Below are 16,183 nucleotides of genomic sequence, written 5' to 3'. Positions count from 1 at the left end.
TTTGCAACAGATAAATGATGGGAGCGCGCATAAAAATGCATATTTTGGTTTGACCCCATTATGCGTTTTTATGTCCGCGCGCCATGGGGGACTGACCCCGGTTGCGTTTCAACTATCCGGATATGACTTCATTTGCCAGGTAGACGAGGCCAAGCGCCAGCAGGTATGTCGCGCAGATGACAAGGAATGCCGCAACCCCACCACCCGGTTCTCTGTCCGAGACGGCCCACCCGCTCAGCAGGTCGGCGTCTCTGGCGAGCCTGTGTTTCGCAGATGGCGGATTGGCGCGCGAGGGTGTCGTGTCCGCGTCGTTCGTATTTGCGGGTATAGCGGGTATAGCGCCGTTGTCGGTTGCCACGGTGAAGTTCGCGCTTGCGCTCGAATTCGTGGCGGCGGCGGGAGCATCCTTTTTCGGCGTGTTGCTCATGTTCAATGGAAACTGTTTTTTTAAGACGGCCGGCACAGATTCAGCGGTCATCCACACAGGGTTTGTATCCGTGTCGACGGCGTATCGGAAATGCCCGTCATCTTTCTGCATGCTCGATAGAAAATCGAGGGGTGTCTTTCCGGACACGGCCCATGCGTCAGCGCCGGCATCCTCGCCTGCCGCGACTAACCCCTGGACGCACCACGCGGTCGAACCGGTGTTGGATGCCCCGGCCTGCCATGTAAAACCACCATCGGAGGCCTGGCAGAAACGCAGGTACGAGAGCGCCCGCTTGATAGTGTTGCTTTGCCTGTCTTCCCCCGCTGCCGCAAGCGCCTGCAGAGCCGCGCCGGTGTCATCCGGGTCGCTTCCTGAATCCCCGGAGAAGCCAAAGCCTCCATCTATGTTCTGGCGCGCGGCGAGCCACGTCCTCGAGCTGTCCGGCGCCTTTTCTCCGGCGGCCACCAGGGCGATGATTCCCCAGCAGTGATCGTTGACCATGTCGCCAATGTGCCCATCTGTGGCAATGCGGGCTTTTATGTCCGCGACCAGATTGCGCCCGCCGAACGAGCGCGGATCCGCGCCCGCCGAACAGACCGCCAGGCAGTTTCTCTCGATATCCGGCAGCTTGCTCCAGCCGCCGGCCCTCGCGGAAAGGAAATCTACGGGCGATTTGCCTGACATTCGCCACGAGGCCGGGTTTTTGCCCGCTGACGCCACGGCGCAAATGACCCATGAAGTGACCTGCTCTGAGGATTTGCCGCCGGGCTCCGCGAAGCCGCCGTCTGACTGCTGCCTGCTTCTCAAGTAGTCGAGCGCGCGATCCACCGAACTGCCGGCGCCGTTCGCGGTCGCCAACGCAAGCGGCGCTGCCATGGCGGCCAGTAACATTACTATGACCAGCATGACCAGCGGTTCGATTTTCCTCATGCGCTTATCTCCGCGTCATCCACGCGCGCAACCGGCCCTCGCGGATCCGCGACCGTTTCGAAGAAGAAACGAGCCTGGTAGCGCCTCAGCATTGTTACAAGGGACGCTCCAAGCAGGAACGCGAAGAAGAAATTGCCCGCCGCGTGGAGCGCGTCAAACCACAATGAAGCGGCATACGTCGCAAAGAAAGAGTTGAAGTTGATCGGGCGCACGAATCCCAAAACGAAGTAGAGGTTCATTATCCACCCGAACAACAGGCCCCACATGGCGCAGTACAGAGCGAGCGTCCAGCGGCCTTCGAGCCGCCGCCCCGGGCCAAGCAATCCCGAGACGAGCCCTGCGAGGCCCCACGCCAGCATTTGCCAGATGGTCCAGGGGCCCTGGCCGAAGAAGAAATTGGAGACGAGCGCGGTCGTCGCCCCAACCATGAATCCGGGTAGCGGGCCAAATACGTATCCCGTGATTATGATGATGAAGGTCGAGGGCTTCACGTTCGGCACGGCCGCGAACAGGCACCTGCCGGTGACCGAGAGCGCCGCCAGTGTGCCGATGATCGCGATGTTCTTCGCGTCGCTCTTTTTTTCCTCGAAGCGAAGATAGTAGTAGAGCAGAATGAGCGTCACCGTGAGGGAGGCCATGAGCGTCAGGTTCGCGAGCGCGTGGACGTTTGAGAGTTCTCCAGCGATCCATGCTCCGATCACGGCCAGCAGCGCAAGAAGCGCGAAGTTCGATTTTCTCAAGAGATCGCCTCCAGAGCGCGAGACGCTTCCTCGCGTGTTACTACTTCAAAGGCTGCATCCCTGAAGCATTTGCTGTACTGGGTCGTGAAGAACAGGGATCCGGAGAGGACACTGTGCTTGTCGCCGTCAGCGAGTATCCGGCCCGCGCCCATGAGGAGCACGCGCGCGCAGCATTCGGCCGCGAACTCCATGTCGTGCGTTACGAGTATGACCGTATTTCCTTCGGAGTTGTACCGCCGGAGGTACCCCGACAGCCGCTCCTTGGTCCTCATGTCCACACCCCGCGTGGGCTCGTCGAGCACGAGGATTTTCGGCTTGCAGACGAGCACGGAGGCGAGCGCCACCCGTTCCCTCTCTCCGCAGGAAAGGTCAGCGGGGTTGCTGTGGCGCAACGGCTCGATTTCGGCGAACTCCAGCGCCTCGTCTATCATCTTGCTCCACGATTCGCGCGGCGCGCGCATGGCCTCGAGCGAGAGTTCCAGCTCAGAGGTTGTGTCGTTGGCGATCAACTGGCTGTTCGGGTTCTGAGCGAGCATGCCGCACGTCCGGGCGAGCAGCGCCACTTCCACGCCCGCGATGTTTTGCCCCTCGATGAGCACCTTCCCCCTGCCGGGGCGGAGCAACCCGTTGAAGTGCCTGACGAGCGTGGTTTTCCCGGATCCGTTCTCCCCGATGACAGCCACAAACTCGCCAGGATCAATCGCGAGGTTGACGCCACGAAGAGCTTCGGTTCCGTCGCCGTAAACGTGCCAGAGGTTTTTTGTCTCTATCTGTGGCGGAGGGGCACCCGCGCTCTTTTCCTTTCTTTGAGGGCGCGTGCCGCCTGCTTCTGGATCAACGCTCCGGATCGGCGAGGGGACTTTTTCTTTGCCCGCGGCCAGCTTCGCGATCCTCATTCTGCCCTCCTTCACCGTGAGGGGCGCTTTGTTCTCTTCGCCATCGAGAAATAGCCTGGTGATCGGAGGCAGAAGCGTCCACTGTTTTCCTTTCGACCAGGAAGCCATCTCGGCGGACTCGCCGGCGAACACGACAGTGCCCCCGTCAAGTGCCACTACCCGGTCGGCGAAGTGGAAGCAGCGCTCGACGCGATGTTCGGCCAGTATCACGATCAAGCCAAGCTCGTCGTTGAGGGACTTCAGCGTGGACAGGAACTCCTCGGCGCTTATCGGGTCCAACTGGCTGGTCGGTTCGTCCAAGACGATGATCCGGGGATGCATTGCCAGCACGGAGGCCAGCGCCACTTTCTGTTTCTCTCCGCCGGAGAGCTCGCTCACCCTCCTGTCGCGCAAGGGACTGAGCCGCAGGCTCGCGAGCACTTCCTCGACACGCTTGCGTATCTGTTGTGGCTCGAGACCGATGTTCTCGAGGCCGAACGCGACTTCCGCGACGGGGTTTTCCGATATCAACTGGCTCTCGGGATCCTGGAACACCATGCCCACGACTCTCGCGAGATCGCGCACGTCAGTAGTGGCGGTGTCGGTTCCCGCGACCTTAACCTTGCCCGCTATCCTGCCGCCGTAGAAGTGGGGAACCAGGCCGTTCACAGCGCGGCACAGCGTTGATTTTCCCGACCCGGACGCGCCCACCAGCAAGATGAACTCACCGGGCGACACCCGCAGAGAAACATCAGATAGCGCGGGAACGTCGCGCCTTGGATACCAGTAGCTCAGATTCTCAATTTCAACCAATTAGATCGCTTCCATACTGTTGAGAGAAACAAAAGAGAAAAGGCGATAACGACCGGCGCCGCCACGACAAACAGCGTGCCCGCCGTGTATTTCATGTAGAGGGTGGGGAAGTACTTGAAAGATACGGCGCCCGTGGCGATCCCGGCGACGCCGGCGCCCAGAATCGCGAGCGACGCGGCCACTGTTGCCGCGTCCCCGCCCCTGAAACCGCGCCGGTGATAACGCGTTCGCTTCCCCGAGCCGTACGCCCTTGACTCCATCGCCTCGGCAAGGCTGATCCCTCTGTCCAGCGACGTGGCAAACAGCCTCTTTACCAGCGGGAGCCTGCTCTTGAACATCATCCATTTGCTACCGCTGTCCAGTACGATCCCGCGCGACCTCATAGCGTCGAGCAAATCGCCCGCATCGCTCATCATCGTGGGCGCCATCCGCATGGTCAGGGCGCTGACAAGAGCGGATTTCGCACCGCGGCCCTTGAGAAGGCCGAGGACGTTGTCCGGATCTACCGTAAGCGTGACGAGAGCGAATACCCATATCATCGAGGCAAGCCTCAGCCCCATGCCGGCCCCGTATAGAATCGCCTCGGCGGTCACGAAAAGGTGGCCGAACACAGGGACACTCGGGCCCCGCCAGACAACCGTCGCGCCGTGTCGAGAAACCAGGGGGTTGATGATAAGCGCCGCCAGGGAGATCGCCGCGCACAACTTCCACCAGGAGAGCCACTCCCGCAAGACTCCCGCCGAAGCGGCGAGGATGGCCGTGGCCAGGATGATCGCGAACTGGAAGAGCGGGTTATCAACGGTGAGGGCCGCAACTATGAGCGAGCCCGCCAGCGCCAGTTGGGTTGCCGGATGCAGCCCCTGAAGGAAGCTGCCGTTCTTGCGATATACCGGTATCATTTTAGTGTCCTGTCCTATTTTCCTCCCCCGCAGACGGGGAGGATTAAGGTGGGGGGCGAGGTACCCCCCTGACAAGGGGGGCTAGGGGGGTTTTGCCCCAACCCTCTTCCCCACCCCACGCTCTTCGCGCGCGGTGACCCCGGGCGAGGGGGCTATTTTCACTTATCTCGGCAAGGCGTACACACTGCCATTTGCCTCGACCGCGACCCCAACCTTGAGCGCCAGGCGTTCGGTCTCAGAGACAAGCAAGCGCCGCACCCGCGCCGCACCCGCGCCACCGTCGCAGATAACGAACCACACCGGGGATGCGTCCCCCATGCCGGATCCCGTGCTGACGACAGCCGCTTGCGCACTGTTGCCCGCGGGCGCCGCCTGTCCGTCGGAGTCGAGCGCAACGAGCTTTTCGTCATCGATAGTCACAAATGAGCCGTTCTTGCCAGGTTGCGCGAGGGCATCCACGACCCACGGAATCCGGCGCGCCTGCCCGAACGAAAGGAAGACGATCGCAGGGCCGCTCCCATCATGTTCACGCCGTGAAACCCGCGTGGAATATACGACATCCGCGCCGTTTTTCTCCAAATAGCCTCCGACGTCGCGGGCGAGGCTCTCCATGCCATCGCCGTACATCACTCTCGAGCGTTGCGGTTTGCGCGAGTAACCGATGGTGAACGGCTGCGGCCACGCTCCCACAACCGCAGGGATGAAGTTGCGGCCGCTCCACTCGTGGAGATCCCACCAGATCGTGTCCCCGGCGCGAGCTTCCCACTGGTTCGAACCGATTCCGGACAAAGTTCCGTTCACGTAGTAGAACCAGTCTTTACGCTTGCCGTTCGCCGCGGACTTTATCCCGTTGATTGCCGACACAAATCCGCCCCCGTAGTCGGTCTGGACACGGGCGACTTCTTTGAGCGCGTCCAGAGCCGAATCCCCTTCTTTCACCCGCACTTTCCCGCTTTTGACCAGGCGGCGCCCGAACTCTTCAGTTATCGAAACCGACACCATGGAGCCGTCGGGCGTTTTCGCGTTCCATGGCATAAACGTACAGCCACGCAACCCGATAAACAACACGCCTGCTATTACTATTAAAACCGTAGCGTATACGAGCGTTTTCTTCATCATGACCCCTTCTTTTCTTTTTTTACAGCGCGCCGGGCAACCCAGGCGATACGCCTCCGTCGGTGTAGCCGTTGAAGCTGAAATACATCGGCCTCTCCACCACGATGGGGCGGCTACAGGACACGTTCATCGATACGTCCTTGCCCTGCCCGACAGCGTCGTTCACGAGGATCGTCTGCCGGGAATTGGCGGCGACATCCACTTTCGCTGTTTTTGTCTCGAGCGCCCCGGTGTCCTCGAAGGTGTAGTAGCTGATGTTCACTTCAACGTTCGCGTTGTTGGGGTTCGCTATGCACAGGAAAGTTCTGAACCCTTCCCGTGTACACCCTTCGGCGAACTCCCACCTGTAGGCGGCCCACGCGGCGCCCGCCGAGTCGTGCCCACCTTTCCACATAGTCGCAGTGCCGTCTCCCGCGGGCTGGTACTGGAAGTACATGGGGCGCTCGGCCACGATCGCCTCAGGCGAAGTCACGCGCGCGGAGACATCCTGGCCGGAACCGACATCCTCCGTGACGTTGACGGTGGTTCTCGAGTTAGCCTTTAGTTCTTTGGTGACCGTTTGCGCGCTTCCCGAGGCTTTCATGTACTGGATAGTAGCCGTGGTGTCCCGGCTTCCAGGGTTCATCAAACACAGGTACTCCTTGAAGTTGCCGCGGGTTGTGCCCTCGGCGAAGTACCAGTTTGTACCCGCCACGGCGACGCCTGTGCAGTTGTGTACGCCGTTGGGCGCAGAGCCGAGTATCTCATCCGGGTGCGTGAAGTACGTGACGCGCTCGCTAACGAGCGGATGGTTGGCGGTAATGGCGATGCTCACGTCCTTGTCCGCTCCCACCTCGAGGTTGACATCGATCGTCTGGCGGCTATTCGCGCCAAGTTTGATGTTCTGTTGACCGGGCGCCGAGCCGTCGGCGTACAGATAGGTGACCAGTACGTTGGCGTCCACGTCCCCGGGGTTCTGGAGGGCGAGCCACGTCTTAAATCCGTTCCTGGTGGTTCCTTCCGCGTACAGGAACCTTTGCGCGGGCTCGGTCACTCCCATCACCTGCTCGCCGCCGTTCTGCCCGTCCGCATTGAAGTACATCGAGCGCTCGGCGACAAAGTAGCCGTCGCCCGTCACACGCGCGGACACGTCCAGGTTCGCTCCCAGAAAGAGGTTTACGTCAACGGTCGTCCGCGATCCTCCGGCGAGCTCAACTTTCTGTGAGCGCGCGCCGCCGTCGTTCATCATGTAATCGATAGTAGTGTTTACCTTACCGGCAGTTGGATTTTCCAGGCATATCCACTCCTGGTAGCCGTCGCGCGTGGTTCCTTCCGCGAAGTAGTAATCACCATTGGGGACGGCGCCGCCGCCGAAAGTGATCATCTTTCCGTTGCCGATGCTCAAGAGACCGTACGGGGTCGGTACGGCCGGGCCCCCGCCTTCCGTACTTTGCCAGATCGTACTGCCGTCGGCGGGGTTGAGGATTTGCACACCCGCGCCCACGGAGGGCCACCCCGTGCTAATGTTCCCCACCGCCACTTTGCCGTTAGCGATACAGGCGGACATCGTGTAGCCGCCCATGCCCGACTTCGTCCACAGTTGCTTCGGGTTTTTGCCAGTCGCGGTGTCCGCGCTGAAAGCCGTCGCCCAGTTGGTGCCTGGCGTGGGCCATGCCCCCGGCTGTTGTTGTCCGGCTGTCACCACGAGGCCGTCGGTCACCGCCGGCGATCCGTCCGTGCCGTACACGCCGGCTTTCCATGCTTCTTTCCCGGTGCCTTTGTTGAGACAGTAGAGGTAGCAGTTGGGCGCGGAGGCGGCGCCGAAACTGAAATCGGTGAAGTAAATGAAATCGCCGTACGCGGTCACGGTGCCACAGACATCCAATTTGCCGACTGTCATGTAGTAACCGCTTGTGCCCCAGGATGTGACGGCTTTGCCGGTGCTTTCATCGACGCACCACACCTTGCCGTTCGGGTTGACAGGCGCGCCAAGTGCGGCACTCTGACCGACAAAGACCCGGCCTTCAACTATGCACGCCGTGGACATCCCGATGGTGCTTGCCTCGAGTGAAAAGTTCCAGAGCAGTTTGCCTTTCTGGCTGATGTCGAGGCAGTAGTAGCAGCCGTTGTTGTAATCCCCGATGATGAGCCGGTTTCCGTCGATTGCAGGGGAGCTGTTGACCACGTCCGCGTTCGCCTTGATCGTGGTGAGGTCTTTTGTCCACAGCAACTTGCCGCTCGCGGCGTCCAGTGCCTGAACCTTCGAGCCCGACCCGATATACACGACTCCTTCGGAGATCGCGGGCGACGACCAGCTTCCCCAGGCGGATACCGGTTCCACGCTCGTATTCCAGATTTTCTTTCCGGTGCTCAAGTCGTAGCAGTAGATCGCGCCGGACGTGCCGGCGACTCCCGCATGGACAAAAGCCCTGTTGCCTGCGACCACAGGCTGGCTGCTTTCATAAGCCCCGATGTTTTCGGTCCGACCGCTAACTTTGTTTGTGGCGGGCAGGTTGATGTTTATAGCGCCGGCGTGTCTCTCGTCTTTTTGGTACTGGCGCCACTCGTTGGCGTTCTGTGCCATCGCCGCGACCGGCAACACCAGGGCCAGCGCCACTGCCAGAACAATCAAAATCACTTTTTTCATCTCAGTTCACTCCTTCATAGTACTCATTGAGATCGTTGAGGCCTTCGATACGCGGACTTTCAATATACCTGCCCGGCACCTCCTCCTTTCGCGATGTCGCATGAGGCCGGACGTGAAAAAACCGCCCCTCGTCTTTTAAAGGGCGGCCGAAAATTCACTTCCAGGCCCTGACTTTCCCGTACGCGAGGACGTCATGGGTATCCGCACAGGCAGGTCTCCTGACTTGGTTCAACGCTTCCCGCCCTTCCCGGCTCTCGCCGGTGGTCAATGCGGGTCGCTCCCCAACACAGTGGCGCGTCCGTCCCGGATTTTCACCGGATTCCCTGATTAAGGCTGAATGCCACCAATGCGGCGTGTTATTCAGTTGTTGGAAAAATTGTATATCGCTCGAGCGAAATAAGTCAAACAGCTAGAGTTTCGGCCAGTCGTTCATTAGAAAGCTGGAGGTGGCGATTCCGGAGAACATTACGAGCGGCACGCCGCCACCCGGGTTCGTGCACTGTCCCGTGAGGTAGAGCCTGTCGATAACCATGGACCTGTAATTCGGCCTGAACAATCCCACATTAGAGCCGCTCATCTCGAGGCCGAAGAACGCGCCCTCTGGAAGACGAAGCCTCCGCTCCAGCTCGATCGGAGTGACCGAGTCCATCCACTCTACGTTCGAGCGCAGGCCCGGGAAAGCGCGCTTCTCGAGCGAATCAACGCACTCCCATGCCCATTCGTCGGCGATGTCGTCCCAGTTGTGGTATTTGAGCTTGTAAGGCGCGAGGTAGATCGCCGAAAGCACCTGCTTCCCTTCGGGGGCGAGGTCGGGTTCGTTGTACGAGGCGCAGCTTACGAGAAAGGCGCTGTCGTCCGGCCGGTACAGCAAACCCTTTTCGTAGTATTCGTGCCAGAAGTTGTCGAACTTTTGCTTGTTGGGGAGCAGTACCGTTAGTTGCGCCCTTACCGAGTCCATTTTCTCCTTTAGGCCGAGATATAAAGTTGGCGCCGGGATCGAGCACGACTGATTCAGAACCGCGCGCTTTGCCACGTATGGCAGGTGTTCCCGACCGACGAGATCCAGGTATGTGGACCTCGAGTGCGCGTTCGAGATGACCGCTTTCGCGCTGATCTCGTCACCTCCCTCGAGGCGGACCCCTCTGGCGCGCCCGTTTGTGATGAGGATCTTTTCCACAGTGGAGCTGAGCTTTATCTCACCCTCGAAGCCCTCCATTATCTTGCGCAGCGCATTTGGGATGGCGATCATTCCACCCTTCGGGTAGTAGTAGCCCATCCTGCCCATGTAGGTGACGTTGGAGAGCATGCCTGTACAGCGGTGCGCGGGCATCGCTGCGTAGAGGTTCTCCCAACTGAACATAAGACGGACACGGTCATCCTTGAAGTATTTGTTAACGACACGATCGAGTGTGCGGCTGGCGAGCCGCAAGTTCACAGGAAGCGCGGATAACTGCGCGGATAACTGCTCCTTGCGCGATATCATTTTGACTATTGTAGAAATTTTGGTGACGTCGCGAAGCCGGGGCATAGGCATCGACATCAGTGACAGGTAGAGATCGAACACCTTCTTCATGTCCGCGCAGTAACGGTAGTAGCCGTCGACGTCCCCGGGAGCTATTCCAGCGATCACCTCGGCCATCTCGTCCACGTCACACGGCAGCAGCAGGCGAGTGCCGTCGTCGAGAATGGTGTCGTAAACCGGGTCGATCAGGTGATAGTCGAGGTAATCCTCCAACCGCAGGTCGAGAAGTTCGAAGAGCTTGTAGTACATCTCGTGGCTGATTACGAAAATCGCGCCGACATCCGGCTTGAAACCTTCGTGGTCATAATTGGAGCAGCAACCCCCGATGCGGTGGCTCTGCTCGAGCACCAGAACCTTCAATCCTTCCTTTGAAAGAAGGGCGCCGCAGGTCAGGCCTCCAATCCCGGAACCGATGATGACAACATCGTAGTCGTACTGCGCCATTTTGCCTGTTACCTTCCTGTTGTACTTTGCCGTGCGCTTACACGAATATCCGGAACCACATCTCCCGGCCTTCAAAAAGCAGTCTGTTGATGCGGTTGCGCCGTTCCTCGGGAATCTGCAAGCCGCAGTAGCAGCCGATAAGCGCGCTGATGGCGATGATAAAAAGCAAACTTTTCCAGCGAACTCTCATTTTCCGGGAACCGGCCGGCGCCGCGAAAGCTTTTCTGTCGCGCATTTCGATATCTCCTTACTTCTTGAGCGCCGATTCGCTGTAAGTGCAGTTGGGATCCCAGAGGAGCCACTCTCGCATGCCCAGCTTCTCGCACGCGTCGATCTGCCTTCGCACCATGTCAGGCGTGTACGGTATTTTCAGGCTGAAATCCTGCAGCCACGGTCGCAGCCTGGACTGCGTCCCGGCCATCTTTTTCTTGAACTCTTCAATGGATTTTGTGACTGTGTCGCCAGGGTTCGCCTCCGGCGTTTTGATGCCGTACTCGCCGGGATTGTAATGCGACGGGTACACCATCGGTGATATGAAGTCCACGCGCTTCGCGATGTCCACGATGTTCTGTCCGATGTTCATGTCTCCCTGCTTGCTCGCGGTCAGGCCGAACAAATCTGTTGATATGAACACGTTGAAGGGGGCTAGCTTCTCTCTGGCGTACGTCAGGAAGTCGTTGATGACTTCGCTTGGCTTGCGCGCGTCCTGGCGCGGGTACGCGCAAGCGCTGGTGTTGCCGTCGGAGGGGAACCTCACGTAATCGAACTGTATCTCGTTGAAGCCCGCTCTGGCCGCGGCCTCGGCTACCGCCAGGTCGTAATCCCAGACCTCTTTAGAGTACGGATCGAGCCAGTCGCCCTTGCCCCACGGCCCGCCGGCCTTGCCCTGCACAGCGAGATCCGGCCGCGCGCGGCCGACTTTTGGATCCTTGAAGCACACGATGCGGGCTATCGAGTAGATGTTCTTGAAGCGCATCCGATCCACGCACTCGTCGAGCTTTATGTAGTTGCTGGCAGCCTTTGCCTGCTGCGCGAGCGTGTTGTTGATATTGAAGCCGATCTGTCCCGCTTCGTCCTTGAGGTCGATTTGAAGCGCGTTCAACTCCGTGCGATCCACCAGGGCGATCACCCTGTCAAAGTCGGTATCACTTGCCGCGATGAAGGTGGACACGTGGATGCCTTTGGCCGTGGGCGCCTTCTGCGTGATGATGAAGTCGCTCTTCTCGTTGCCCGCCCTGTCTTTCGCGAGAATCTTGAGGCTGTGAACCGTGTTTGTGACCGTGACGCAACTGAAGTCGCCTTTTTTGTCGATGGCAATCGGTCTGTCATTCACAGTGACCGACGCGCCCTTTTCGACGTTGCACTTGAAATCGATTCGCGCTTCGCCAGGTTTCTTTGTGCGTGTAATCTTTTTCTTTGTCAAGCTGAGCTCCGGCGGGGTGCTATCGATATTGAAAGACCATTGCGCGATCCGCTTTCCCATGAAAGCGTGGCCATCGAGCCGCAACATCGCGCGGTGTGGCCCGTCCGGAAGGGGAACGGTGGCCGAAACGGTTTTTTTATCCGGCAACACGTTCACGCCGACGTCTTTGCCGTCTATTTTCATGGTGATATCCTGAGGTTTGAAAGAGCGGCTTATCGAAGCCTTGACGTCGACGGTGGGAGTTTTGACATAGCTGCCGTTCGCCGGAGAAAGTCCGCCGATAGGCGACGGATACACAAACGCGAAAAACCAGAACACAATGACCGCGACAAGTATAAAAATCGCGCCGAGAGCTGCTTGAGCACCCGTAAACCCTTTTCGCTTCCTGTATCCTGGCGCCGCCACGCGGACGCTTCGAGCCAGCGCCGGCATCTCTACGGGCCTGCGCTCTGAATCTTTCGCGTCTCGCGAAAGATCCTCGCTGGAATGTGACGCCTGCCCGCCCTGAGCCTCGCGCCTCACAAGATCGAGATTGTCTCCGATGAGCCGGGGCTTCCGGCCGCCAAAAACATGCCCGCCGCGTCTATTGGAGAATGTCCGTTTTCTTGCCATTGGTTGCTCCAGTCTAGTATCCGAGGAAAGAGATTTCTTTCGAGAGCTTGCCCGGGAGAACGCGCGTCTCCATGTACGCCGGCGCGCAGATAGTTTTGACGTTCCCGTCACTGATGAATTTCAGCTCCGGATGGCGGTCGAAGTACCGTATCCAGTAACCGGCGCCATCCACTCCGGCGCCCGTTCGTGGTTCGTAATCCATGACTTGAATTCGCGGAATCAACTGCCCCGGATTTTTGTAGTGGTACATCGGATAGAAAGGATTTGAGCCCACCAGGAGCGACCACTTGTTGTGATACTTGATCCCGCCTGAAGATCCATCGTACATGAGCGCCTGGTTTTTCGGGATCGAGCCGAACGGCAGGCAGAGGATGTCGAGATTGATCTTGGGGTCGACGCCTTTTACCTCCTTCTGGAGGCTCGCTATTTCCTGCTGGACCGCTTCGTCGGTCAGGTTCCCAAGGGAGGGATGGCTCTTTGTGTGGTTGCCGATCTCGAAGCCGTTGCGCATCAGGTAGTCGAGCTTTTGTTTTTTGTACCTGGGCTGGTCGAACATCTCGGGCAGAACATTGAAAAGCCCGGTATAACCGAACTCTTTGTGTTTCTTGTAGAAAGCTTTCATCATGCCAAGCGCGCACTCCGGGTCTATTGAGATTTTGTCGCCATCGGGAAGGTATCTGAACTGGCTTTCGGTCGAGTCGTCGAAGCTGAACACGACAGGTGTTGTGCCCGCGGGCACGTCGATTTTCCCGTTCATGAGATCGCGGAACTTTACGAGGCGATACCCTTTTTGATAAAGGTTCTCGAGGTCTTTCTTGAAGTTCTCGACACTTCGGGTGTAACTGCTTTCCGCGTCCTTGATGCGGTGGTACTCGAGAACCATGACCATGCCCATCTCGTTCGGCTTGATGCCTTTTTTGAGAATCTTCTCGAGGTTGGCGCGGGAGTCGCTCTCCCCGGCGACCTCGCCGGCGCCGCACCCGGCAAGTGCAAGCGCGCACGCCGCGACCAGCATAACCACGATGAATCTGTTTTTTAGAGTCTTCGATAGTGACATAGCCAATAATTATTACCTTTTTACACACTGATGGCAATCGAAAACGCATAATGGGGTCAAACCAAAATATGCGTTTTTATGCGCACTCCTATCATTTATCTGTTGCAAACGCATATTTTGGTTTGACCCCATTATGCGTTTTCGCATTCATATGTGATATTCTTTTGAGCGGTTGCGAAGCGCCTAGAAGGGGAGGGTCGATGGTAGAGATTCGTAAAGCGTCACTGGCCGACGAGGAGGACGTGGCTGTTCTTATTCGTGAACTGGGGCAGGCGGTCGGGGTTACCGGAGATGTCAATCCTGTTTCATGGTACAGCACGCTCAGAAAAATGATAGCTTCCCCGGAGTGGACGTTTCTTCTGGCCTCGGAGGGAAGCGATAGAACAGGCCTGCTCGTCCTGTTGATGTTGCCCTCGCTTTACCATGGAGGCAACTATGCCGCGATAACCGAGCTCGTGGTGACCAGGAATGCCCAGGGCAAAGGCGTTGGATCGCTGATGGTCGAGGAAGCCAAACGCATCGCCCGCGCCATGGGGTGCGAGGAGCTCGTTGTCAGCGTCGAGGTTGAAAACGAAAAGGCCAGGGGTTTCTACGCGAAGCTGGGTTTCGAGCAGAAGCACGCTGACTACGGCATGAAGTTGTAATCGGCGGACAATTCTCGAACGGTTACAGCGGCCGATGCCGTGTGTGGTTCGGTGTCGCGTCAACTCTCAATTGTCGGGCAAAGCCGCGATATCCGGGTTTAAGCGCCTGATCTTGCTCCTCCCCTCATTCGCCTGCGATAGACTGTTCCCAGCGCGCTCACGCGCATGGGCGCCTGATAGACAAAATAAAGCGAAGGGAATTTTGAGGTGACAGAAGCGAAAGACGTTGAAACACGCTGGTGGGGATGGGGCGACATCAACAAGACCTATCCGGTAGAGGAGAGGCCTACCTACATCCCGTTTCTCGAGGACAAGCTAGATATCAAAGTCGAAAGGGTACGTGTTCCCGACCCGAAACTGGAAGACCTCCATCTCCGAGACCCGCGGCTCAAGCGCGAGAAGGTCGCCTTGCTGGAAGAGATCGTGGGCGAGAAGAACGTGGACACGTCCAGGCGCGGCCGCGTTTACCATGCGCTGGGGAAGAGCTATCGCGACATAGTGCGCGCGCGGCTTGGAGACATCCCCAACCCGCCTGACGCGGTGGTCTATCCGGGCACGGAAGATGAGATATCCGCGCTGCTCAAGCTGGCGGAGGACGAGGGCATCGCCGTGACTCCGTTTTGCGGCGGTTCCAGCGTGGTCGGCGGCGTTGAGTCTCTTGACAACGGTTTCTCGGCGTCGATTAGCGTCGACATGCGCCGCATGGACGGGGTTATCCGTGTGAGCCCCGAGAGCCGCACCGCCCGTTTTGAGGCGGGTATCTGGGGTCCGGAGCTCGAGGAGGAGCTCAAAAAGCATGGCCTCTATCTTGGCCATGCCCCGGAGTCGTTTCTGTTGAGCGGACTCGGCGGGTGGATCGCGAGCCGCGGCGCCGGACGTCAGTCCACGGGCTACGGGAAGATCGAAGAGATGGTGGAGTCGGTGCGCCTGCTCACGCCCCGTGGCGCGATCGACACCCGTGACGTGCCCGCTTCCGCGACAGGCCCAGACCTTGTCCGCATGATTGCCGGCTCAGAGGGCGCCCTCGGAATCATTACCCAGGCGACAATGAAAGTGCGAGCGCTCCCGCGAAAATATGATTACAGGGGAGTTCTCTTCAAGGAGTTCGAGGGGGGAGTGCGTGCTGTTCGCGAGATGATTCATAGTGGAGTCATTCCCGAAACCATACGCATCAGTGACGCCGAGGAAAGCGCCTTCGCGACGCACGTTCGCAAGCCCTCGAGCAATGTCGCAAAGGAAACGGCGATTCAGGCCGCGCTCAAGGCTATTGGCGTCATGGGCTACTCGTTTGAGACGGGCGCGCTGGGAATACTGGGCTGCGAGGGTGGGAAGGCCGATGTCGCGAGGCGCATGAAGAAAATACAATCTATTTCTCGCAAGAATGGCGCTATTCCACTGGGCAAGAGCGTGGGGAAGGAGTGGCACCACGGGCGTTATGACCATCCTTACCTGCGCGACATAATGTTTGGGTGGGGCGTCATGACCGACACGCTTGAAACCTCGACCACGTGGGAAAACATAATGCCGTTGTACCGCGCTACAAAGGACGCAATCCGGCAGGCTTTAGCGGATTACGATTCGAAGGATATTGTGACATGCCACCTGTCGCACTCGTACCCGACCGGCTCGAGTCTGTACTTCATATTTCTCGGGAAAATCGCAAAGGGCCGTGAGATCGAGCAGTGGGAGCACATCAAAAAGCTGGCGGGTGAAGCTATCTTCGCGAACGGCGGCACCATCACACACCATCACGGTGTCGGTTACGAACACGCCACGTGGTTCGCGCAAGAGTACGGGCCGCAGGGGATGGAAGCCCTGCGCGGGCTAAAAAAAGCGCTCGATCCCGCTGGAATAATGAATCCCGGAAAGCTCGGCCTGTAGCAGTCGCACTTAACTTTGGGGTCAGTCCCACATGGCGCGCGGCGGTACGTGTCAACGATTTTGAGACACCTTCTCGAAAAGTTTAGGGAGCAATCACCTCCTCTCCACGCACCTTCTCCGGCTTGTTGATCCAGACCGCCAGAGGCACGGCTGGCGGCTGCGGCGCCTTGTTCA

Annotated in this window: 12 protein-coding genes and 1 riboswitch; of the genes, 2 read left to right on the top strand and 10 right to left on the bottom strand. The window is 58.8% G+C overall.

What is annotated here, in order from left to right:
* Positions 1–112: 112 nt before the first annotated feature.
* The 10 genes from CVT63_04870 to CVT63_04825 form a co-directional block, all read right to left on the bottom strand.
* Positions 113–1,357: a hypothetical protein gene (locus CVT63_04870; protein PKQ28041.1), complete on the bottom strand. Its 1,245-nt coding sequence runs from the start codon at positions 1,355–1,357 to the stop codon at positions 113–115.
* On the bottom strand, positions 1,354–2,097 hold the full coding sequence (locus tag CVT63_04865; protein ID PKQ28040.1) for an ECF transporter S component: 744 nt from the start codon (positions 2,095–2,097) through the stop codon (positions 1,354–1,356). Before CVT63_04865 ends, CVT63_04870 begins: the two co-directional genes overlap by 4 nt.
* Positions 2,094–3,785, bottom strand: a complete 1,692-nt coding sequence (locus tag CVT63_04860) for an ABC transporter (GenBank protein ID PKQ28039.1) — start codon at positions 3,783–3,785, stop codon at positions 2,094–2,096. Before CVT63_04860 ends, CVT63_04865 begins: the two co-directional genes overlap by 4 nt.
* Entirely contained in the window at positions 3,764–4,684 is a 921-nt protein-coding gene (locus CVT63_04855) for a hypothetical protein (protein ID PKQ28038.1), read from the bottom strand. Before CVT63_04855 ends, CVT63_04860 begins: the two co-directional genes overlap by 22 nt.
* 162 nt (positions 4,685–4,846) lie before the next feature.
* A complete protein-coding gene (locus CVT63_04850; protein PKQ28037.1) occupies positions 4,847–5,803 on the bottom strand; it encodes a hypothetical protein in 957 nt (318 codons plus the stop codon).
* Positions 5,804–5,822: 19 nt separating this feature from the next.
* Complete coding sequence (locus CVT63_04845) at positions 5,823–8,426, bottom strand: hypothetical protein (GenBank protein ID PKQ28036.1); 2,604 nt, start codon at positions 8,424–8,426, stop codon at positions 5,823–5,825.
* A gap of 190 nt (positions 8,427–8,616) precedes the next feature.
* Positions 8,617–8,789: riboswitch (cobalamin riboswitch) on the bottom strand.
* A gap of 46 nt (positions 8,790–8,835) precedes the next feature.
* Positions 8,836–10,392: a hypothetical protein gene (locus tag CVT63_04840; GenBank protein ID PKQ28035.1), complete on the bottom strand. Its 1,557-nt coding sequence runs from the start codon at positions 10,390–10,392 to the stop codon at positions 8,836–8,838.
* A gap of 37 nt (positions 10,393–10,429) precedes the next feature.
* The gene (locus CVT63_04835; protein ID PKQ28034.1) at positions 10,430–10,627 is read right to left on the bottom strand and encodes a hypothetical protein; all 198 of its coding nucleotides are present in this window, start codon (positions 10,625–10,627) and stop codon (positions 10,430–10,432) included.
* A gap of 12 nt (positions 10,628–10,639) precedes the next feature.
* On the bottom strand, positions 10,640–12,427 hold the full coding sequence (locus CVT63_04830) for a hypothetical protein (protein ID PKQ28033.1): 1,788 nt from the start codon (positions 12,425–12,427) through the stop codon (positions 10,640–10,642).
* Between the two features lie 13 nt (positions 12,428–12,440).
* Positions 12,441–13,490: a hypothetical protein gene (locus tag CVT63_04825; GenBank protein PKQ28032.1), complete on the bottom strand. Its 1,050-nt coding sequence runs from the start codon at positions 13,488–13,490 to the stop codon at positions 12,441–12,443.
* A 44-nt stretch (positions 13,491–13,534) separates the two neighbouring features.
* Here CVT63_04825 and CVT63_04820 point away from each other — a divergent pair, with 44 nt between their 5' ends.
* Complete coding sequence (locus CVT63_04820) at positions 13,535–14,128, top strand: hypothetical protein (protein PKQ28031.1); 594 nt, start codon at positions 13,535–13,537, stop codon at positions 14,126–14,128.
* 207 nt (positions 14,129–14,335) lie between these two features.
* On the top strand, positions 14,336–16,009 hold the full coding sequence (locus tag CVT63_04815; GenBank protein ID PKQ28030.1) for an FAD-binding oxidoreductase: 1,674 nt from the start codon (positions 14,336–14,338) through the stop codon (positions 16,007–16,009).
* Positions 16,010–16,183: the final 174 nt, after the last annotated feature.

It is taken from the genome of Candidatus Anoxymicrobium japonicum, assembly GCA_002843005.1.
GTDB lineage: Bacteria > Actinomycetota > Geothermincolia > Fen-727 > Anoxymicrobiaceae > Anoxymicrobium > Anoxymicrobium japonicum.
Note: the sequence above shows the minus strand (reverse complement) of the source record. Positions and strands in the feature narration are given on the sequence as shown.

Bases quoted from the DNA above. Each gene is read 5' to 3' on its own strand.
- CVT63_04870 (PKQ28041.1), bottom strand. From the start codon at position 1,357: ATGAGGAAAATCGAACCGCTGGTCATGCTGGTCATAGTAATGTTACTG.
- CVT63_04850 (PKQ28037.1), bottom strand. From the start codon at position 5,803: ATGATGAAGAAAACGCTCGTATACGCTACGGTTTTAATAGTAATAGCA.
- CVT63_04830 (PKQ28033.1), bottom strand. From the start codon at position 12,427: ATGGCAAGAAAACGGACATTCTCCAATAGACGCGGCGGGCATGTTTTT.
- CVT63_04820 (PKQ28031.1), top strand. From the start codon at position 13,535: ATGGGGTCAAACCAAAATATGCGTTTTTATGCGCACTCCTATCATTTA.
- CVT63_04835 (PKQ28034.1), bottom strand. From the start codon at position 10,627: ATGCGCGACAGAAAAGCTTTCGCGGCGCCGGCCGGTTCCCGGAAAATG.
- CVT63_04840 (PKQ28035.1), bottom strand. From the start codon at position 10,392: ATGGCGCAGTACGACTACGATGTTGTCATCATCGGTTCCGGGATTGGA.
- CVT63_04855 (PKQ28038.1), bottom strand. From the start codon at position 4,684: ATGATACCGGTATATCGCAAGAACGGCAGCTTCCTTCAGGGGCTGCAT.
- CVT63_04845 (PKQ28036.1), bottom strand. From the start codon at position 8,426: ATGAAAAAAGTGATTTTGATTGTTCTGGCAGTGGCGCTGGCCCTGGTG.